Source organism: Streptococcus infantis, assembly GCF_047463175.1.
GTDB lineage: Bacteria > Bacillota > Bacilli > Lactobacillales > Streptococcaceae > Streptococcus > Streptococcus infantis_AC.
The window spans coordinates 44,523-65,265 of sequence record NZ_JASHEJ010000002.1; the positions used below are offsets into that span (position 1 = coordinate 44,523).

The window sequence follows — 20,743 nt, forward strand, 5'->3', positions numbered from 1 at the left end:
GACAATAAGGTTCGCCTTAGAAAAATAATGAAAAATTAAAGAGGAGATAAAACAATGAAAAAAGTTTTATTAACAAGTGTATTGGGATTATCAGCGATTGCTAGCGTTTCTTATGCAGCTACTGAAGTTCCTTCTATCCCAGGAGTAACTGCTTCAACTGCTGGGACAGTTACAGTAGCAAATGCTAAGAATAACCATAACAACCGTTTTGGTTATGCTGTTTCTCCATTAAGAAAAGAAAAAGCTATTAATTTTGCAGGTGCTAAGACTTATCCAGCTAAACCATATCCAGGAACAGACGGTAAACCTTTGAATGATTCAACTCGTGAGTTTGGACACAACACTCGCTTTGGTGCAGGTTTTAACGCTACTAAATCAGCTACGCCAGCTAAGCCAGCTACTCCAGCTCCAGCTAAGCCAGCTACTCCAGCTCCAGCTAAACCAGCTACTCCAGCTCCAGCTAAACCAGCTACTCCAGCTCCAGCTAAGCCAGCTACTCCAGCTCCAGCTACTCCAGCTCCAGCTACTCCAGATCCAAAAGCAATTCCAGGTGTAACACGTCCAACTACAGAAATTGTTACTGAAGCAAATGCTGCTAACAACCACAACAACCGTTTTGGTTATGCTGTTTCACCACAATATAAAGATGCTTATAGTGTATCAGGTGCTGAAACTTATAATACATCTGCTCCAATTGAAGGAACAGATGGTAAACCTTTGAATGATTCAACTCGTGAACTTGGAGATAATACTCGCTTTGGTGCAGGTTTTTCAAAATAATCTAAGGAATTTATCAATTTTATTTAACTTTTAAATAAGTTAAATAAATATAGGAGAAAACCAAGTTGGTTTTCTCCTTTTTCTTTTTTTGAAAAATGTTCAATTTTTTCATAATTTTGGCTTTTACTTTAGTGATATTATTTTTTCATATTCAGGTTAAATTACCTTGCTTTAATATTTTTTTCTGGAAATAGAAATCCAATCCCCACACAAGCCAGAACACCAGCACCGATTACCAACCCACTTGAAAGTGGCAAAATATCAAGAATAGCATTTGCAATAATAAAAGCAATAATCAAGCACATGAGACTAGCTTTATAATCTTTTTTCACTAGATTCTCAAGAGTAAAGAATAGAAATAGACCTACTGGAAAGAGTGCCCAGATGTTAACATCCAAACTTGGCCATCCAACTAAACCAAAATACAAAACTGCTGCTGCAACGACTAAAAATCCGATACCTACTACTTTTTTCATGATATAACCTCATTTTCTATTTTGTTAGGAAGCTTTATCTCCCCTTGACAATTACTACTATAACAGAAATAAAAATCGCAAACAATAGGATTTGCCTATGTGGTAGTCATGATAGACTATGTGGTCAGAATTTTATAAAAAAGAAAAAAGAAGCCTGTCCTGAGACAAGGCTTGATTTATTTTTAAGAACCCGCACTTTCGTAAGCGTCTAATCCCCTATCCCAGAGTTTTAAAGAAATAACAAAGAAAACAAGGGAAACCAAAATCAACCCACCGATATTAAAGAAGACATCCTTATCCTGCAAGAAATAGCTGGCAGGATAGTAGGCGGTAAAAGCGAAAGGCACAATAAAGCTAATTAACCAACGAAGGAGCGAATTGTAAATGGAAATCGGGTACTTGGCAAAGTCATTAAACATATAGAAAATGTAAATCATGGCACCTGACTGCTTGGTCCAAAAAGCGATGCTGGCTGTCGCAATTTTCAAGGAAGTATAAATCAAGGTCGCAAAAGGAATACAGACTAGGAAAAGCAGGAATTTTGGAAGAGTCCAAGCAATGCTAGTCGCCGTTGTCGCTAGTAAGATTCCACCGACCAAAAGTTCACCCAAGGCATCAATCTGAAAGGTCTCAACGAGGATGTGAAAGAGAGGATTGATAGGACGAGTCAGATACTTGTCAAACTCCCCTTTTCGAACTAGTCGTTGACCTAAAGCCCAGAGATTGTCAAAAAAGAGATGATCTAATCCCTTTGGAATTAAGGAAAATCCATAGATAAAGGCAATCTCTTGAAAGGTCCAACCTTCTAGCGAGGGGATGTGTTGAAAGATGACATTGAGAAACAAAAGGTTTAGGCCTTGAGTCAGAAAAACTCCCAAGACACCTACCACAAAATCCACCTTATATTCCATGATTTGCTTGATGTATTGTCTGATAAAAATCAGATGCATGCGTTGATATTTTTTCATACTAACCTCCTTGAATGGTGATAAAGGACTGGACTCGTTTCCAAATCAACTGAGACAAACCAACCATCACTATAAGCCAGAAAAACTGCAAAGCGAGTGCTTGAAGAATCTGACTAGCATCGTATTTCCCAACAATAATCATGACCGGAGTATAAATCAAGGATGAAAAAGGCAAGAAGGATAGAATATCTGAAACGATTTTCGGAAAGAAAGCCAAGGGAATTAAACTTCCAGACATAAAGGCCACTATTGAAGTCTTGAGTAGATTGGAACCCCATAGATTTTTAAACACAAAGGCTGAAAAACCAAAGCAGATATTAAAGAAAAAGTTAATCAGATAAGCCAGAGTTAAGCTAAAGAGATAAAGGACAGTTAATCCCAGCACTTCTACAATACCTTGCCCAGATAAGATTTTCATCAAAACAATGACACTTAAAAATGGCAGTCCAACAGAGATAAAAATCAACCACTTGGAACCAAGCTCCGTAAAGAGGTAAGAAGCCGCAAAATGCACTGGTCTCAGCAAACGCATGATAATGGAGCCATCCTTGACCTCCTCCCCAATCATAAAGGAGCTATCAGACCTGGTCAAAAGATTGGTCACAAAACTCATGATGATGTAGAGGGTGATATCTGCCATACTAAAGCCCTGAATCAAGGAATCTTGCGAGGAATCAAAGACAGCCTTCCAGAGATAAAAGGCCACAAAAGCCCCCATGACATCACCAATCCGATAGAGAATAAAGTTGACTCGATAGGTAATCAATTCCTGAATCCCCGCATTGATAAAGGGTTTATAACGTCTCCACAATTTGACCATCTTAGAGCTCCTTTCGATAGAAGCGACGGATAATATCTTCAATATCCGTATCTACCATCTTCAAATCACGGATTTCAAAATCAGACAGGGTTTGCTTGATAATATCAGCTGATTGGTAGCGGGAACTATCGAATTCAATATTGAGAGTATTTCCTTGTCTATCAATGGATATATCAGGCAAGCCCTCATAATGAGAGACGTGATGACTTTGACCTGGCGTCAGCTCAAAGGAAAGAGTCTTCATCTTGCCAAAGGTCTCCTTGAGCTGGCTAACCGTTCCATCAAAAATCTCTTGCCCCTTATCAATCATAAAAATTCGATCACAGAGTTGCTCAATATCACTCAAATCATGAGTAGTCAAGAGAATAGTTGTCTCTTCCTCCTGATTAATCTGGGTGATAGCACGTCGAATGTTATCCTTGACCGAAACGTCCAAGCCAATGGTCGGCTCATCTAGAAAGAGAACCTTGGGATTGTGAAGCAAGGAGGCCGCAATATCCGCCCGCATCCGTTGACCCAATGAAAGAGTCCGCACAGGATCCTTGATAAATTCCTTCAAATCCAAAACTTCATTCAAAAAGTCCATGCGCTTATGGAAAAGCGAGTCTGGCACATCGTAAATCTCCTTCAAGACCGTGTAGGTCTCTTGCAGTGCCAAATCCCACCATAGCTGGGTGCGTTGTCCGAAAACGACTCCAATATCCTTGACATAATCTTGGCGATTGTCCTGGGGAATCTTACCGTTAATCCGACAAAAACCAGATGTCGGTTTTAAAATCCCTGTCAGCATTTTGATGGTGGTTGACTTCCCAGCACCATTTGCCCCGATAAATCCTAAAATCTGCCCTTTTGGAACTTCAAAAGTTAAATCCTTGACCGCTTCAAAGGTCTGCTTTTCAGGATGAATAAAGGAGCGCAAAGCTCCCTTCAAGCCCGGTTCCTTAACAGTCTTCACAAAATTTTTCTGAAGATGTTGCACTTCTATCATTGCCATATCTATCTCCCTTTAGTAAGAAACAACTTTGTATTTTTGACGACAAATATTCTAAATCCTTACTTTCTACACCTTCTCAATATTATTACAGAAGGATTTATACCAACCTATTATAATCCAATAAAAAAAGGAATGCAAGCGTTTGCTTGTAGATTATGAAATTAGAGATTTCTCTCTTAAAATAATACTTTTGAGTCAGAAATTCTGGTTTAATAGTTCCTTAAAACACCAAAAAACCCACCCTCACGGGCAGGATTGTTGTTAAGAAAAAAATGAACGATTCTACTGTTAATCCTTCATCATTTAATTATTGTCATCAGTCTAAAATTTAAATGATCTCTAAACCATCAATGACTCTTTAAAAAATCTTCAATTTGAGAAACTATTTCATGACTTTGATAATGATAAAGTTCGTGAGGCGCATCCATATAGACGACTTTCACATTGGAGTGTCCACTAGCAAATCTCTCTGCATAATGCTGCCATTCTGATTGGCTAAAGGTCGTGCCTTCACCGTTAGAAACCAGTAATAAGGTGGGAATTTTCGGATTGATGCTAGAGGGAACTTTCTTGGCATTTTCCTTTACCAAACGGGATTCATGAAGCATGGCTTGTGACATCAACTGCTTATAAGCTAGGAGTTTATACTGTTGTCGTTCACTTCCTGTCAGAGTTGGATTTTTTATATAAAAGGACTCAGGGAAATAGCGTAATAAGCCAATCTTACTGCTCCAATAAGCCACAGTAAGCAAGGCCTGATTATCCTTTAAATCCTCATAACTTGCTGGTAATGCCCAATCCAGACCAACCAAGGCTTTCACTTCATCAGGATACTTTTCCTGCCAAGCCAGACTTTCAAGACTAGCCATTGAATGAGACAAAATGATAAAAGGTCCTGTGACATCTGCTTGTGATAGAGCTTGACGTGTCTCAGACAAAACTTCCATCACATCTCTGGATTGATTACTATCCTCGCTATAACCATAGCCAGCCCGCTCCACGATGACTACCTTATATTTTTTTGATAAGGAATCTGAAACATTCTTAAAGTCCAAGATTGGGGAAGCAATTCCAGCACCTGATAGAACTACTATTGTCTCTGGACCATCCCCCTCAACGTAAACATTGATTTTGTGCCCATTAACAAGAACTGTTTGCCCCATAGGTGTTAAAAATTTATTTTCCTTTTGTAAACTGATTCTGTGATAGAAAAATGTAGCGCCTAAAAACAAAAGCATAAGACTAAGGAAGCCAAGAAACCATTTTTTCAGTATTTTCATAGCATTATTGTACACAAATTAGACTCTTTTAGCAACTTAGTATATAGTAGTCTTAAGTATATTCTCTATAAAAGCAACACAAAAAACCCACCTTCACAGGCGGGTTTCATTTAGTATAGTTCAGCTAGATTAAGCTTTACCTTCTGAACCGAATACGTCGATACGTTCTTCAACTGATGCTTGGATAGCTTTTACACCGTCAGCCAAGAATTTACGTGGGTCGAAGAGTTTCTTCTTGTCGTATTCTGCTTCGTTTGCTTCGTAGTCACGAGCAAATTTACGAGTTGCGTTAGCGAATGCGATTTGGCATTCAGTGTTAACGTTAACTTTAGCAACACCAAGTTTGATAGCTGCTTGGATTTGTTCATCAGGAATACCTGATCCACCGTGCAATACGATTGGGAAGCCTGGAAGAGCTTCTGTCAATTTTTGCAAGTGGTCAAGGTCAAGACCTTCCCAGTTTGCTGGGTAAGGACCGTGGATGTTACCAATACCAGCTGCCAAGAAGTCAATACCAGTTGCAACCATTGCTTTAGCGTCTTCGATTGGAGCCAATTCACCTTTACCGATGATTCCGTCTTCTTCACCACCGATAGTACCAACTTCAGCTTCTACTGAGATACCTTTAGCGTGTGCTTTTTCAACTACGTCTTTAGCCAATTTAAGGTTTTCTTCAACTGGAAGGTGTGAACCGTCAAACATGATTGAAGTGTAACCAACTTCGATACACTCAAGTGCATCTTCGTAGTGACCGTGGTCAAGGTGGATAGCTACTGGTACAGTGATACCCATTGATTCTACAAGGTTAGCGATCAAGTTGCGAGCAACTTTGTAACCACCCATGTATTTAGCAGCACCCATTGAAGTTTGGATCAAAACTGGAGCTTTTTTAGCTTCTGCTGCGCGCAAGATAGCTTGAGTCCACTCAAGGTTGTTTGTGTTAAATCCACCAACTGCATAACCGTTGTCACGAGCTGCTTGGACAAATTTTTCTGCTGAAACGATTGCCATTTTATCAGGCCTCCTGTATATTTTTATGGGATATCCCATTTACATTGTTCATTTTATCACTTTTTGACAAAAAAATCTAGTTTTTCCTGTAGTTTGAATTGAATTTCTTCTATCTTAAAATATGTAACTCTCCTCAAAGTCCTAATCTTAAAGGTCTTTGGGTAGGTTCATATAAAAGGCTAAGTGGTCTTCATAGCGTTCAAATCGATAGTCAATTTCTTCGTTTTCCAATAAACTTTTAACTACGAATAGTCCCAAACCAGCTCCCTTACTTTGTCGACTAGAAACCGCAAAGGATTGTTCAAACTTATCTTGCTCCTCAGGTGTACAGGCGTTCTCAATGAAAAGCCAGCCATCTTCTGTCCCAATTTTTAAATAACCACCTTGAACAGAGTGTTTCACAGCATTACTGATAAGATTGGAAAGAACCAGCTTTAGTACCGAAGGATTTAGATAAGTTTGTTGGTCAGTCAGTTGATTCACAACTGAGATTTCCCTCTCTTTGGCTAATAAATCATAATCCTTTAAGAGAAAATCTGTCATTTCAAGAAGGTTGATTTTTTCTTTCTTATCTCGCAATTCTTGCACTGAAGAAAGAGATAAGATTTGCTGTACATGGTGACTCAAATCATCCACAATACCCAAAGAAACTCCCAGATAATGGTCCCGATCCTTATAGCGTCCAATATTGGCTTTCATATTCTCCAGAAGAATCTTTAGACTAGCTAGAGGTGTTTTCAGTTCGTGGGAAGCACCTCGTAAAAACTCAACCTTCATCTTTTCCAGCTGGAGGATGGCCTCGTTTTTCTCATGCAAATCTGCAATCACAGTCAAGAGATGCTGATAAAGGCTGTTGATTTGTTCTTTAAGATCGCCAATTTCATCCTTAGAATCCACGCGCAACCTCACTTCTGCATCCAAATCCATCATCCGTCGAGTCACTCGTTTGATTTCCAAAATAGGAGCAACAATGGTTCTAGCATAGATAAAGGCGATGAGGAGCGAAATGATGAAAGATGCTAATAAAGTATAAGGCAGAAATTGAAGACTGATGTCTTCTGCTTCTTTCTGCAAATCCATAGAAGCTAAAAACTGCAAGGTCATCGTCTGACCATCCTTAGTTTGAACTTCTCTTTCCTCAATAACCAAGGAGGCCGTTTGTCGTTGTTTATCAATGGGAAGATTATCATTGACTTCCAACTTATCCTGAGTCATCTCCCCCTTAACAGCTCCCTTAATATCACTGCTTTTAGAATAAAGTTCAAGGACTTCCTGAATAGCTTGACTATCTTTGCCTTGGAGGGACTGGGCAATTTCTGTAGCCTTGAGGCCTATGCTCTCCTGACGATGACTGAGATAGGTTGATGGAAAGAGGAAATAGATGGCCAAATGCAAACAAATGACCAAGGTAGAAAATACCGAAAAGGTATAAATAAATATCTTTTTAAATAAACCTGAACGTTTCATTTTCTCTCCAATTTATAACCAACATTGCGCACGGTAAGAATACAATCTAGATCCAATTTTTTTCGTAGTTCCTTGATATAGACATCGATCACTCTGTCAAAAGGAACCTCATCTGTCATCTTCCATACAGCATCGATAATCTGCGACCGTGTTAAGGCTCGACCTTCATTTTTAACCAGATAGTTTAAAATTTCCAGCTCTTTTGCATTCACTGCAACTTCTTGATCAGCCACTTTGGCGCTATAGCTGTCAAAGTCTACCTCGGTGTCCCTATAGGTAAAAATACGACTTACATCATAATAACGTTTAAAGATGGCATCCACTCGTACTTTTAACAAAGATAGAGAAAAAGGCTTTTCCAAATAACCATCAGCCAATGCAGCAAAGGCACTCATCTTATATTCTTCGTCCTGAAAGGCTGTCAACATCAAGACTGGTACTTGACTACTTTTACGGATTTCTGACAAAACCTCTAAACCATTGAGTTTCGGCATTTGAATATCTAAGAGAACCAAGGCAACTTGGTGATTGGAAAATTGTTCTAAGGCCTCAAGCCCATCTGCTGCCTGAATGGTTTCATAGCCACAATCCGTCAAATAGTCACTAATTCCCTCACGGATCATGTCTTCATCTTCTACAATTAGAATTTTCATATAAATCCTTTTCTATCAAAAATGCTACCTATATTATATCTCATTTGAGTGAGAATAGGTAGCAGGTTTTTTATTCACTATCCAACAAGAGTTCTTTTGGTTGTTTAAAGAGGAGATTGCTTGAAGCAAGTGCCATAACTAATACTACAAGAACTAAACCAAGTACAAAGATGATAGCAAAGTCAGAAGGTTGAATGGAAATATCCAGACTTGAAAGTGTCTTGCTAAAGCCGTCAACTTCTGCACCACCTCCAAGATTAGAGGCTTGGGCTGCCTTACTAGCCTGCTTAGCCACATCTGATGTGACATTTGCAAGAACTGTATTTCCAATAGTACGAGCAGTATAGTTAGCTAAGAAGTAAGCTGAAATTAGTGCTGGAATTGCAATCATAACTGCTTCTGTGATAAATTGTCCTAAAATACTTGCTTGTTTTAGACCAATTGAAAGGAGAATTCCAACCTCTTTACGACGGGCGTTAATCCATAGTGTCAGTAAGAGAGCAAGTAAAAGAACAGAGAAGCTCAAGCTACCCCAGAAGAGAAGATTAGCCATCTTGTACATGCCTGAGATAGATTGTTCAAGGGCAGGATAGTTAGATGAACTCTTAATCAAGCTATACATCTTCCAGTTGATGCCGTTGATAGACCCTAATTCTTGCATGACAGTATCTAGATTCTTATCTCCAGCTACAAAGAAGGTAGCATCACCATAAATAGCTGTATCTTCTGTATAACCATAGAGCTGGGCAGCTGTGTGAATATCTGTGATAGCTGTATTCTCATAAAGTTCTTGTGAGTAGGTCACAGCAGATTTGTTATGTCCATCAAAAAGTCCTTTAATCGTTACTTCTACTGTTTCCTTGGCTCCTTTTTCATTATCTGCATCGTAGATATTGGAGTTCAGTTTGACCTTGTCTCCAACCTTCCAGCCGTGTTTAGCAGCCAAGTCTTTGTGCATGAGAATCTGGTATTTGTCGTCATTGGTTAAATGCTCACCTTCGACTAGTTTGTAAGAGCCTGACACAAATTTGTCTTCTTTAGAAGAGTCATTGACCCCTGTTATCATCAAGCTACTTCCAAAACGTTGAGCTCGATCTGCAGTTAGATTTTTCTTGGTTTCAGGCGTTTCAATCAGTTCATAGCCTGTCAAATCACCGATAGCATTAATCCGTTTGATGTAGGATTCAATGGCCTTATTCTCGGTAATTTTTTTGATATCTTCACCCTTGATATTCCCAGCACCACGTGGAGTTCCTTGATTGACCCTACGATTGATTTGCATGGAGAAACTATTGGTAATATTTTTAAAGGTTTCTTGAGAAGCCTTGGCTGTCGCACCCTTGATAGACAAGCCGACCAAACTCAAACTAGCCATCAAGAGAATGATAAGAAAGATCACAATAGACTTGAAAAATTTTCTTGTGACGTAGGCAAATGCGTTGTGTAACATAAGATTCCTTTCTAGATTTACTTCGCTTATATGTTTTTATATTTCTTTATTTCCCTTAAATAGTGCGGACGGGAGGTAAAATTATCCAGTGGATGATTTTAGAAATCCAGGGAATTTCACGATTTATTTTTGAGCTCTTCGCCATTTCATTTCTAGGCTCAGACTAAAATAGTTCCCCAAACTATTTTACTCTCAAAAATCCCGTCCTAGATAATAACAAAGTTATTATCTAGGATACCACTATAGCGGGAAATAACTGTTTAAGAATCACTTCGTTTATAATTACTTAATAGTTTACTAAAGCAATTCCAAAAGTTTAAGAAGTAGACTCTATTTTTCAGTCAATTTCTTATCCTTCAATTCAAGTGTAATATCTGACGCCTGTGCTACTTCCTTGCTGTGGGTCACAACGATCACACACTTGCCTGTTTTCTCAGCGAGAGATTTGAGCAAATCGATGATATCCCCAGCAGTCTTAGGATCCAAGTTTCCTGTTGGTTCATCTGCTAAAATCACTGGTGCTTCCGATACAAGGCTACGAGCAATGGCAACACGTTGTTGCTGCCCTCCTGATAATTGGAGAACATTCCTCTTGATTTGACTTTCATCTAAACCAAGTTCAAGAAGGGTATCCTTGCTAGCTTTTTTATTAACCAAGCGGATATTTTCCAATGGAGAAAGATAATCAATCAAGTTATAGTTTTGGAAAACTAGCGAGATGTGGTGCATGCGATGATAAGAATAACCTTGTTCACGAATATCCTTGCCTTCGAATAAGATAGCTCCTTCGACTGGGCTATCAAGTCCTGCTAATAGAGATAAGAGTGTTGACTTCCCAGCTCCTGATTCTCCGATAATACTATAAAACTTGCCAGGTTCAAAATCGTAATTGATTTTATATAATACTGCTTCTGCAGTGTTTTTGTAACGATAAGTAAGATCTTGTAATTGTAGTAAAGTCATGATTTCTCCTTCATTAACTAATAGATGATAAAATTTCTTTTGGTGATTTTCTAAATAAAAATAGGAAACAAAGTGCAACTGACAAGCAACTAATGATAAGTAGGAAGATATAAGATTCTCCAAATGATAAAAGACTTGTTGAAAGATTCGTTGCTTTTGCTAGCGTATCTTGTAGTGCAGCTTGGTCACCGCTTGCTAGTACAGTCTTCAAGAGATAGGAAGTAATGGCATTCCCAGCTACAAATGCAGGCAAAATAGATGCCAATGAAACTAGGATGACTTCCAGGCAGAATTGGCTAAAGATTGCTATTTTCTCTTTACCTAGTGCCAATAAAACACCAACCTCGTAGACTCGCTCTCGTAACCAAAGTGACAAGACCAAGATCAGCGCTCCTACACCAGCAATCATAATGCCATAGAGGAAAATTTGTAAGAAGGTTTGGAAGGTCGAAACTGAATCCTTGATTTGTTCAAAAGCCTTATTTTCCTTTTCGACTTGGTAACCTTTAGTTTCTAGGGATAACTTTTCAACCTCTTGAATGATGCTGTCCATATCTTTTGGATTTTCTAGATAAAAACGAGCGGCGCTAACTTGAGCTTCCTTATTTCCAAGAAGAGTTTGGCTACTTTCGTAGTCTGTATAGACCGTGTTTTCACTAAAGTCTGATGAGAGACCGGTAAATTTCTCTTGCTTCTTACCTGAGAAAATACCTACGATTTCATAGTCTAGCCTTTGTCCACTATTTCCTTCAACTTGACCAGGATTTAAACTAATCTTATCTCCTAGCTTTAGATTGTTTTTCTTAGCTAAATCTTCATGGATTAAGATTTTTTTACGATCCCCTTTTTCGAGATGTCTTCCTTCTTTAAGACTAAAGGCGGAACTTGTAAAAGAAACATCCTTGGAAGAATCTTCTAAAGCAATTAAACTGATAAGATTTTTTTCAGCCTCTGTCAAATCATCCCTTTGGATACTTTGTTCTCCAGTAACAACTTCTTTGTCAGTTAACTTGGCTATTGTTTCTAGCTCAGGTGAAATCTTCTCAAGCCCCTTTATCTTTTTAAGGTCATCTAGTTGAGACAGTTGAAAAGTCTGATCTGCTTCTATTCTTTTAATAGAAAAAGAAGTATTCAATGAGCGATAGAGATTATTTTCTACTGTTTTGTTAGACTTCATGAGCGTCAAACAAGCCGATATTCCAGCCAATAATACAAATAAAATCAAGAATAATATGAGACTTCTCAGTCGTTTTCTGCTGACGTAAGCCCAAGCTCTTTGAGTGGGATTCATATAGCACCTCCATATTTGTAAAACCATTATAATATTCAAATATGAAATGTTTATGAAATACCAAAAAAAGAGCAAAAATATTTTTGCTCTTTTTGATGAAAAATAAAAAGCTAGCCAAAGCTAACTCTTTTCCTATGCGGAGAGAGGGACTTGAACCCTCACGACCTAAAGCGGTCACAGGATCCTTAGTCCTGCGCGTCTGCCAATTCCGCCATCCCCGCGTCGATTACTTTACTAGTATATCAACTTTGAAAAAAATTGTCAAGACTTTTTTCAGATTTTTTCATCTTGAAATGTATTATTCTGTAATTTCAAGCAAATTTTCATCAACCAATTTCGCACCAAGTGTATTCTTGAAATGTCCAAGTGCAAAGGCATGATTCTCAGGCCAAATGGATGCTACTGCTGGTTTCACAACTTCTATCTGGTAACCAAGATTATAGGCATCAATCGCCGTATGCAAGACACAGATATCTGTAAGAACTCCTGTCAAAATGACTGTATCTACCCTACGCTCTCTGAGACGGATATCCAAATCTGTTCCAGAAAAAGCAGAATAGTGACGCTTATCCATCCAGAAAACACGACTATCATCAGCATGCTCCTGATAAAAGTCTGCTAACTTGCCATACAGATTGCGTCCACTAGTCCCAATAATATTATGTGGAGGGAATAGTTTACTTTCAGGATGAAAGACATCATTTTCCTCATGAGCATCGATGGTAAAAAAGATATAATCTCCACGTTCAAAAGCCTTTTGAGTCACCCCATATATATCATCAGATATTGCTTGAGCTGGAGCTCCCGCAGTCAGTTTCCCATGATCCGCTACAAAATCTTCTGTATAGTCAATAGAAATTAAAGCCTTAGCCATTAATAGTCCCTCTTTTTCACTTCTTCAAAAATATCTGGAATGAGAACTTTGAGATAAGTTCCTTTCATACCAAGAGAACGACTCTCAATAATCCCTGCCGATTCAAGTTTACGAAGGGCATTAACAATTACAGAACGAGTGATACCGATACGGTCTGCAATGACTGAAGCTGTTAATTGACCTTCATTACCATTTAATTCAGCTAGAATAGCCGATACTGCTCTAAGTTCAGAGTAAGAAAGGGTATTAACCGCCATAGTTACAGCCGTACGACGACGAATATTTTTTTCATCTTCTTCACGTTGGAAGTTTAAGAGTTGAATTCCTACTACTGTGCTGGCAATCTCAACCAGAATCAAATCTTCATCTTCAAACTTTTTATCATTACGCCATATAATCAATGAACCCAAGCGAATACCAGAGACATGGATTGGAGCAATTGTTGTCAAACCATCTGGGAAATCAGAACGACTCTCAGTTGGGAAAATTGTCAAATCATGCTCTACTGGAAGATTGGCCTCCGTATCGTAGATCATGTTTGCACCTTGCACATAATCTTCTGGGAAAGTCTTTGATTGGAAGAATTGCTCTACTCGGTCATTATTAGTTTTGTAGCGCATAAAGTAGCCCAACAAACGACCCTTGCTATTCACAATACAAGCGTTACAGTCAATAATATCTGCTAATTGACGTGTAATGGCATTATAAGGAAGCTCATCTTGTAATTGCTCCTCCGAACGCTTTAAAATTGATGTGATTTTTCTTGTTTTTTCTAATAAATGTGCCATTTTTTACCTCGCATATAATCGCTTTCATTATATCATAAAATTCTGACTACTTCAACAATTATCTGAAAATTGTTTATTGAATTGCAATTCAAGTGTATTCGAAAATTTTTCCTATTTTTTATTATTTTCTTATTGACAGCTTCCTGATTTTTTGATAGAATAATATTACAAGATAACAAATTTATAAATACAAACTTCTCGTATTACTTTTCATATGACTCTCGGTCTCCTTATATATAAAAGCGATCCACCTCAGTGAACCGCTTTTTTTTGTTATTTATCTCCTTTGTTACGAATAACAAAGCCTGTTTTCTTCTCGCTTGAAGTATTGCGTGGTTTTTTAGTATCCTTACGGTAACGCTTCTCTTTATCAAAGCGATCCTTTGAACGTCCACCTTTACGATAGTCATCACGACGTCCATTGCCACGGCGATCACGGTCTCGACGGTCATCCCCACGACGGCCTCCTCGACCACCCTTGCCTTTGCCACCGAAGCCACCACCAGATGGTTTAAATGGTAAAGGTTTTTCACGTGCAATCTCAACCTCAGGAAGACTGTCTGGGTCTTGAACAGTTAGACTGAGAATATACATGGCCAATTCTTCTGGGCTGAATTCTGAGGCCAATTGACGAGCATCCTTGCCAAACTTCTCAAAGTTGCTACGAATCTCCTCATTCGCAAAATCACGTTCAATTTTCTTAAGAGCTACTTGCTTCTTAGCTTGGAAGGCTTCTTCTGCACTTGCAGGTTTAAGACCTTTCATGCGTTTCTTAGTTAAGTTCTCAATGATTTGTAGATAACCCATTTCATTAGGTGAAACGAAGGTAATAGACTGACCTGACTTACCTGCACGCCCTGTACGACCGATACGGTGAACATAACTCTCAGGATCTTGTGGGATATCGTAATTGTAGACATGAGTCACACCTGAAATATCCAAACCACGAGCAGCAACGTCTGTTGCAACTAAGACATCAAGGTTACCATTTTTAAAATCACGAAGGACACGAAGACGTTTGTTTTGGTCCAAATCTCCATGGATCCCTTCTGCACGGAAACCACGGATTTTAAGCCCACGAGTTAGCTCGTCTACACGACGTTTGGTACGACCAAAAACGATTGATAACTCAGGTTGATCAACATCCATAAGACGAGTCATGGTGTCGAATTTTTCTTGTTCTTTAACACGAATATAGTACTGGTCTACTAATTCTGTTGTTAATTCTTTGGCAGCAATCTTCACATGCTCAGGCTCTTTCATGAACTGAACACCAATACGTTTGATGGCATCTGGCATAGTCGCTGAAAAGAGCAAGGTTTGACGATTTTCCGGTACACGAGAGATGATATCTTCAATATCTTCAAGGAATCCCATGTTCAGCATTTCATCTGCTTCATCTAAAATCAAGGTTTCAATATCATGTAATTTCAAAGCCTTGCGTTTAATCAAGTCCAAAAGACGCCCTGGTGTTCCTACTACGATATGAGCACCTGATTTAAGAGCCTTGATTTGTTTTTCAATGCTTGAGCCACCATAGACTGAACGAACTTTTACACCCTTGCTTCTACCAAAGCGGAAAAGCTCTTCTTGACTTTGAACAGCCAGTTCACGAGTTGGGGCAATCACCAAAGCTTGGATAGTTGCTTCTTCTGTTCGAATTTTTTCAAGGGTTGGCAAGCCAAAGGCTGCTGTTTTCCCTGTACCAGTCTGTGCTTGACCGATAACATCTTTTCCTTCAAGAGCCAAAGGAATGGTTTGCTCTTGGATAGGACTTGCTTCTACAAATCCTGCTTTTTCAACTTCTGCTAAAAGGTCGGCAGATAAGTTAAATTCATTAAATTTCACGTTTTTCTTCTTTCTAAAGGTGGTGCGAAGCCACCCTATAGCGCTTAATTTATACTTTTCTTTTCATGACGGTTTTTCATATCTTTATATGAAAGATCGTGTTGCTTCTTTTCCACTAAAGAAAAGTACTGCTTTCTTTGCAACTTATCTAGTATAACACAAGAGAGGGCCAAAAGATAGTCTAACCACTTGATTAAATCATGTAAACGATTTTTCTATTTTTTGAACTTGATTCTCAAAAGCTTCGTGAGACTATTTTAGTCCAATATTTTTTTCCGTAGCAGAATTGTGAAAAAAATTTTTTCTTATGCTAGAATGAAATCAAACAGGAGGATTTAAAAATGTTAACATACGATTTAATTGTTATTGGATTTGGTAAGGCAGGTAAAACTCTTGCTGCCAAACTAGCTTCAGCTGGTAAAAAAGTTGCCCTTATCGAACGCAACAAAGCAATGTATGGTGGAACTTGTATCAACATCGGTTGTATTCCAACTAAAACCTTGTTAGTTGCCGCAGAAAAAGACTTGTCATTTGACGAGGTTATGGCAACAAAAAATACAATTACGAGCCGCCTCAATGGTAAAAACTATGCTACTATCGCTGGTACTGGAGTTGATATCATTGATGCTGAAGCCCACTTTGTTTCTAATAAAGTCATCGAAATTCAAGCTGGTGATGAAAAGAAAGAACTAACTGCTGAAACAATCGTCATCAACACTGGTGCTGTTTCAAACGTTTTGCCTATCCCAGGACTATCTACTAGCAAGAATGTCTTTGATTCAACTGGTATCCAAAACTTGGAACAATTACCAGAGAAGCTTGGAATCCTTGGTGGTGGAAATATCGGTCTTGAGTTTGCTGGTCTTTACAATAAACTTGGAAGCAAGGTAACAGTCTTAGATGCTCTAGATACTTTCCTACCTCGCGCAGAACCTTCTATTGCTGCTCTTGCTAAACAATACATGGAAGAAGACGGCATTGAACTCCTTCAAAATATCCATACTACTGAAATCAAAAACGATGGTGACCAAGTTCTTGTCGTGACAGAGAATGAAACCTACCGTTTCGATGCCCTTCTCTACGCAACAGGACGTAAACCAAATGTAGAACCACTTCAACTTGAAAATACGGATATTCAACTAACTGAACGTGGTGCTATCAAGGTGGACAAACATTGTCAAACAAACGTTCCTGGTGTCTTTGCAGTTGGAGATGTCAACGGTGGACTTCAATTTACCTACATTTCACTAGATGACTTCCGTGTTGTTTACAGCTACCTTGCTGGTGATGGCAGTTACACACTTGAAGACCGTCTCAATGTTCCAAACACCATGTTTATCACACCAGCACTTTCACAAGTTGGTTTGACTGAAAGCCAAGTAGCTGATTTGAAACTTCCATACGCTGTTAAGGAAATCCCTGTTGCTGCTATGCCTCGTGGTCATGTAAATGGTGACCTTCGTGGAGCCTTCAAAGCTGTTGTCAACACTGAAACTAAAGAAATTCTAGGTGCAACTATCTTCTCTGAAGGATCACAAGAAATCATCAACATTATTACTGTTGCTATGGACAACAAAATCCCATACACTTACTTCACAAAACAAATCTTCACTCACCCAACATTGGCTGAAAACTTGAATGACTTGTTTGCGATTTAAGCTAAGACAAACTTATAAAAAACAACCCTCCTAGGGTTGTTTTTTCTTATCCAAAATCTCAAATCTGTCTTTTTCAGCATTTATGATATAATAGAAACATGAAATTAAAAACTATTTTGGGCCTTCTTGCTGGGCGTTCTTCTCACTTTATTTTGAGTCGTCTTGGACGTGGAAGTACGCTCCCTGGAAAACTTGCCCTTCAATTTGATAAAGATATTTTACAACATTTAGCAAAGAACTACGAGATTGTTGTGGTAACTGGAACTAATGGAAAAACATTGACAACCGCTCTCACTGTCGGTATCCTAAAGGAAATTTATGGTCAAGTGTTAACCAATCCAAGTGGTGCCAACATGATCACAGGAATTACGACTACTTTCTTGACTGCAAAATCTTCAAAAACTGGAAAAAATATAGCAGTTCTTGAAATCGACGAAGCTAGTCTCTCACATATCTGTGACTACATCCAGCCTAGTCTTTTCGTTATCACTAATATCTTCCGCGATCAGATGGACCGCTACGGTGAGATTTATACAACCTATAACATGATTTTGGACGCTATTCGAAAAGTTCCTACTGCTACTGTTCTGCTAAACGGTGATAGTCCGCTTTTCTACAAGCCTGCAATTCCAAATCCTGTTCAATATTTTGGTTTTGATTTAGAAAAAGGTCCAGCGCAACTTGCTCACTACAATACTGAAGGTATTCTCTGCCCTGAATGTCAAAGTATTCTGAAATACGAGCTCAACACTTATGCTAACTTGGGAGCTTATATCTGTGAAAATTGTGGATGCAAGCGTCCTGACTTGGACTACCGTCTGACAGAATTGGTTGAGTTGACTAACAATCGTTCTCGTTTTGTTATTGATGGTCAGGAATATGGTATTCAAATCGGTGGTCTCTACAACATCTACAATGCTCTTGCTGCAGTTGCTATCGCTCGTTACCTAGGCGCTGATTCTCAACTGATTAAACAAGGATTTGACAAGAGTCGTGCTGTCTTTGGACGACAAGAAACCTTCCATATCGGTGACAAGGAATGCACACTGGTTCTTATTAAAAACCCTGTTGGTGCTACCCAGGCCATCGAAATGATCAAACTAGCTCCTTATCCATTTAGTCTATCTGTTCTCCTCAATGCCAACTATGCAGACGGGATTGATACCAGCTGGATTTGGGATGCTGACTTTGAACAAATTACTGACATGGATATTCCAGAAATCAACGCTGGTGGAGTTCGTCATTCTGAAATTGCTCGTCGTCTACGTGTTACTGGCTATCCAGCTGACAAGATCACTGAAACAAGTAGCCTGGAACAAGTTCTCAAAACGATCGAAGCTCAAGACTGCAAGCATGCCTATATCCTTGCGACATATACGGCTATGCTAGAATTCCGAGAATTACTAGCCAATCGTCAGCTTGTTAGAAAGGAGATGAACTAATGGTTTATACTTCACTTTCCTCAAAAGACGGCAATTATCCTTACCAACTAAATATCGCCCACCTCTATGGAAATCTCATGAACACCTACGGGGATAATGGAAACATCCTCATGCTCAAGTACGTCGCTGAAAAGCTGGGTGCACATGTAACAATTGATATCGTTTCGCTTCATGATGATTTCGATGAAAATCATTACGATATCGCCTTTTTCGGTGGTGGCCAAGACTTTGAACAAAGTATCATTGCTGGTGATTTGCCTGCCAAAAAAGAAAGTATCGACAACTTTATCCAAAATGATGGTGTCGTTCTTGCTATTTGTGGTGGCTTCCAGCTATTAGGCCAATACTATATTGAAGCTTCTGGAAGACGCATCGAAGGTCTCGGTGTCATGGGACACTATACCCTTAACCAAACCAATAACCGATTCATTGGTGACATTAAAATTCATAACGAAGAATTCGATGAAACCTACTATGGTTTTGAAAATCACCAAGGCCGCACCTTCCTATCAGATGACCAAAAACCACTGGGGCAGGTTGTCTATGGAAATGGCAACAACGAAGAAAAGGTCGGTGAAGGTGTTCACTATAAAAATGTTTTCGGTTCTTATTTCCACGGACCTATCCTATCTCGTAATGCCAACCTTGCCTATCGCTTGGTCACTACTGCTCTTAAGAAAAAATATGGTCAGGACATTGTTCTACCAACTTATGAGGATATTCTCAGCCAAGAAATCGCTGAAGAATATAGCGATGTTAAAAGCAAGGCAGACTTCAATTAATATTTAAATTCCAACATGCCATTAGCTGTTGGAATTTTTTTAGGTTCTTTTCTCCTTCTTCCTTGCATTTTCTCCTAATTTTTGCAAAAATAGAGGGGTAGAAAGAAGGTAGCATATGTCTAAATTACAACAAATCTTAACTTATCTTGAATCAGAAAAGCTAGACGTCGCTGTCGTATCTGACCCCGTCACAATTAATTACCTCACTGGCTTTTACAGTGATCCACACGAACGTCAAATGTTCCTCTTTGTCCTTGGAAACCAAGAACCGCTTCTCTTCGTTCCAGCACTTGAGGTTGAACGTGCGACTAGCACTGTCTCTTTCCCAGTAGTTGGCTACGTGGACTCTGAAAACCCTTGGAAGAAAATCCAAAATGCTCTTCCACAGCTTGATTTCAAACGTGTAGCAGTTGAGTTTGACAATCTCATCTTGACTAAATATCACGGTTTAAAATCTGTCTTTGAAAGTGCTGAGTTTGATAACTTAACTCCATTGATCCAACGCATGCGCTTGATCAAATCAGCAGATGAAGTGCAAAAGATGATGGTTGCAGGTGTTTACGCCGACAAGTCTGTTAAAGTTGGTTTTGACAATATCTCTCTTGATAATACGGAAACTGATATTATTGCGCAGATTGACTTTGCTATGAAACGTGAAGGCTATGAAATGAGCTTTGATACCATGGTCTTGACTGGTGATAATGCTGCGAATCCACACGGTATCCCTGGAGCAAACAAGGTTGAAAATAATGCTCTTCTCCTCTTTGACCTTGGTGTTATGGTCAATGGTTATGCATCAGATATGACTCGTACAGTCGCTGTTGGGAAACCTGACCAATTTAAAAAGGATATTTACAACTTGACTCTAGAAGCTCAACAAGCTGCCCTTGACTTTATCAAACCTGGTGTAACAGCCCATGAGGTTGACCGTGCAGCTCGTGAAGTGATAGAAAAAGCTGGCTACGGTGAGTACTTTAATCACCGTCTCGGTCATGGTATCGGTATGGATGTCCACGAATTCCCATCAATCATGGAAGGAAATGACATGGTCATCGAAGAAGGCATGTGCTTCTCAGTTGAACCTGGTATCTATATTCCTGGTAAAGTCGGTGTCCGTATCGAAGACTGCGGTGTTGTTACCAAGGATGGTTTCGACCTCTTTACAAGCACCAGCAAAGATCTGCTTTATTTTGATTAA

Annotated in this window: 19 protein-coding genes and 1 tRNA gene; 5 read left to right on the top strand and 15 right to left on the bottom strand. The window is 39.1% G+C overall.

Features of this window, described 5'->3' with window-relative positions:
* Nucleotides 1–54 precede the first annotated feature (54 nt).
* Nucleotides 55–780: a hypothetical protein gene (locus QM859_RS04035; protein WP_414262212.1), complete on the top strand. Its 726-nt coding sequence runs from the start codon at nucleotides 55–57 to the stop codon at nucleotides 778–780.
* Between the two features lie 161 nt (nucleotides 781–941).
* Here the strand turns inward: QM859_RS04035 and QM859_RS04040 are convergent, their stop codons facing one another.
* From QM859_RS04040 to QM859_RS04110, 15 genes are all read right to left on the bottom strand, one after another.
* Entirely contained in the window at nucleotides 942–1,256 is a 315-nt protein-coding gene (locus QM859_RS04040; protein WP_414262213.1) for a hypothetical protein, read from the bottom strand.
* A gap of 182 nt (nucleotides 1,257–1,438) precedes the next feature.
* Entirely contained in the window at nucleotides 1,439–2,224 is a 786-nt protein-coding gene (locus QM859_RS04045; protein ID WP_414262214.1) for an ABC transporter permease, read from the bottom strand.
* A gap of 1 nt (nucleotide 2,225) precedes the next feature.
* Nucleotides 2,226–3,044: an ABC transporter permease gene (locus QM859_RS04050; protein ID WP_414262215.1), complete on the bottom strand. Its 819-nt coding sequence runs from the start codon at nucleotides 3,042–3,044 to the stop codon at nucleotides 2,226–2,228.
* Nucleotide 3,045: 1 nt separating this feature from the next.
* Nucleotides 3,046–4,038, bottom strand: coding sequence for an ABC transporter ATP-binding protein (locus QM859_RS04055; RefSeq protein ID WP_414262216.1), 993 nt, complete (start codon nucleotides 4,036–4,038; stop codon nucleotides 3,046–3,048).
* Between the two features lie 347 nt (nucleotides 4,039–4,385).
* Nucleotides 4,386–5,318 carry an alpha/beta fold hydrolase gene (locus QM859_RS04060; RefSeq protein ID WP_414262463.1) on the bottom strand — a complete coding sequence of 311 codons (933 nt, stop codon included), beginning with the start codon at nucleotides 5,316–5,318 and terminating at the stop codon, nucleotides 4,386–4,388.
* 129 nt (nucleotides 5,319–5,447) lie between these two features.
* Entirely contained in the window at nucleotides 5,448–6,329 is an 882-nt protein-coding gene (locus tag QM859_RS04065) for a class II fructose-bisphosphate aldolase (protein ID WP_033688381.1), read from the bottom strand.
* 147 nt (nucleotides 6,330–6,476) lie between these two features.
* Nucleotides 6,477–7,796, bottom strand: coding sequence for a sensor histidine kinase VncS (gene vncS / locus QM859_RS04070; RefSeq protein WP_414262217.1), 1,320 nt, complete (start codon nucleotides 7,794–7,796; stop codon nucleotides 6,477–6,479).
* Nucleotides 7,793–8,449, bottom strand: coding sequence for a response regulator transcription factor (locus tag QM859_RS04075; RefSeq protein WP_414262218.1), 657 nt, complete (start codon nucleotides 8,447–8,449; stop codon nucleotides 7,793–7,795). The genes vncS and QM859_RS04075 overlap by 4 nt, the downstream gene beginning before the upstream one ends.
* 70 nt (nucleotides 8,450–8,519) lie before the next feature.
* Nucleotides 8,520–9,899: an ABC transporter permease subunit Vex3 gene (gene vex3 / locus QM859_RS04080; protein ID WP_036753491.1), complete on the bottom strand. Its 1,380-nt coding sequence runs from the start codon at nucleotides 9,897–9,899 to the stop codon at nucleotides 8,520–8,522.
* A gap of 330 nt (nucleotides 9,900–10,229) precedes the next feature.
* The gene (gene vex2 / locus QM859_RS04085; RefSeq protein WP_006150586.1) at nucleotides 10,230–10,862 is read right to left on the bottom strand and encodes an ABC transporter ATP-binding subunit Vex2; all 633 of its coding nucleotides are present in this window, start codon (nucleotides 10,860–10,862) and stop codon (nucleotides 10,230–10,232) included.
* A gap of 13 nt (nucleotides 10,863–10,875) precedes the next feature.
* Nucleotides 10,876–12,153, bottom strand: coding sequence for an ABC transporter permease (locus tag QM859_RS04090; protein ID WP_414262219.1), 1,278 nt, complete (start codon nucleotides 12,151–12,153; stop codon nucleotides 10,876–10,878).
* A 135-nt stretch (nucleotides 12,154–12,288) separates the two neighbouring features.
* Nucleotides 12,289–12,374, bottom strand: a tRNA-Leu gene (locus QM859_RS04095).
* A gap of 77 nt (nucleotides 12,375–12,451) precedes the next feature.
* A complete protein-coding gene (locus tag QM859_RS04100) occupies nucleotides 12,452–13,027 on the bottom strand; it encodes a cysteine hydrolase family protein (RefSeq protein ID WP_414262220.1) in 576 nt (191 codons plus the stop codon).
* Nucleotides 13,027–13,815: a GTP-sensing pleiotropic transcriptional regulator CodY gene (gene codY, locus QM859_RS04105; protein WP_006150201.1), complete on the bottom strand. Its 789-nt coding sequence runs from the start codon at nucleotides 13,813–13,815 to the stop codon at nucleotides 13,027–13,029. Before codY ends, QM859_RS04100 begins: the two co-directional genes overlap by 1 nt.
* Nucleotides 13,816–14,088: 273 nt before the next feature.
* Complete coding sequence (locus QM859_RS04110) at nucleotides 14,089–15,663, bottom strand: DEAD/DEAH box helicase (protein ID WP_036753502.1); 1,575 nt, start codon at nucleotides 15,661–15,663, stop codon at nucleotides 14,089–14,091.
* A gap of 341 nt (nucleotides 15,664–16,004) precedes the next feature.
* Between QM859_RS04110 and QM859_RS04115 the strand changes: the two genes are divergently transcribed.
* From QM859_RS04115 to QM859_RS04130, 4 genes are all read left to right on the top strand, one after another.
* Nucleotides 16,005–17,321 carry an FAD-containing oxidoreductase gene (locus QM859_RS04115; protein ID WP_414262221.1) on the top strand — a complete coding sequence of 439 codons (1,317 nt, stop codon included), beginning with the start codon at nucleotides 16,005–16,007 and terminating at the stop codon, nucleotides 17,319–17,321.
* Between the two features lie 98 nt (nucleotides 17,322–17,419).
* Nucleotides 17,420–18,763: a lipid II isoglutaminyl synthase subunit MurT gene (murT, locus tag QM859_RS04120; protein ID WP_414262222.1), complete on the top strand. Its 1,344-nt coding sequence runs from the start codon at nucleotides 17,420–17,422 to the stop codon at nucleotides 18,761–18,763.
* Nucleotides 18,763–19,545 carry a lipid II isoglutaminyl synthase subunit GatD gene (gene gatD, locus QM859_RS04125; protein WP_414262223.1) on the top strand — a complete coding sequence of 261 codons (783 nt, stop codon included), beginning with the start codon at nucleotides 18,763–18,765 and terminating at the stop codon, nucleotides 19,543–19,545. The genes murT and gatD overlap by 1 nt, the downstream gene beginning before the upstream one ends.
* Nucleotides 19,546–19,660: 115 nt before the next feature.
* Nucleotides 19,661–20,743 (top strand): M24 family metallopeptidase, encoded by a 1,083-nt coding sequence (locus QM859_RS04130; protein ID WP_414262224.1) that lies wholly within the window; start codon nucleotides 19,661–19,663, stop codon nucleotides 20,741–20,743.